Below are 531 nucleotides of genomic sequence, written 5' to 3'. Positions count from 1 at the left end.
CACTGCATCTGTCCATCGACCAATAGAACTTCGGCAGGCGCCCCATCCAACTGGAGGAAGCGCTCCTGCACCCGCTTTCCGTCGACCTGCTGCCAAACAGCATGGCTGGAAAAGCTGCCGTTACGCTCGTAGACGAAAGTCCCTGCATAACTCTGCTGCTGCTCGGCTATCGCGAGGCGCCCCATCCAGGACTCGGCATCAGCAGCGAGGGCCGGCATCGATAGCCAGCCCCCCATCACCACATACAGCGGTAATACGCGCATGTTTCTCCCTAACGTTCTTCCATGCTGGCAGCGCGAGCGTAAGGCAGCGCGCTCTCCGATCCATTACCAAAGGCAGCTTGCTGGGCATGCTGGCGAACATATGAAGGCAGACGCTCTTCGTGCCAGCGCTCTACCGGAGCGCCATCTGCCGCTGCCTCTGCAGGCGCTTCGGTTCGCTCACTGTAACCAGCCAGAACCGCCGGCCCTTGACTGGTCTGCGGAACCGAAATACTTGGTTGCGGAGCCTGCTGCGCTAGCTGCGGACCAG

The 531-nt window shown here is 61.0% G+C and carries 2 protein-coding genes; both read right to left on the bottom strand.

The features are described from left to right. A partial coding sequence (locus CXQ94_RS24115; RefSeq protein ID WP_368665596.1) for a sigma-E factor regulatory protein RseB domain-containing protein occupies nucleotides 1-263 on the bottom strand: 263 nt, incomplete at its 3' end. A gap of 8 nt (nucleotides 264-271) precedes the next feature. Beyond that, the coding region (locus tag CXQ94_RS24110) for an anti sigma-E factor RseA C-terminal domain-containing protein (protein ID WP_368665595.1) at nucleotides 272-531 on the bottom strand (260 nt) is incomplete at its 5' end.

It is taken from the genome of Arthrobacter sp. GMC3 (assembly GCF_002929305.1).
Taxonomy (GTDB): Bacteria; Actinomycetota; Actinomycetes; order Actinomycetales; family Micrococcaceae; genus Specibacter.
This window is presented reverse-complemented; position numbering and strand designations above follow the sequence as displayed.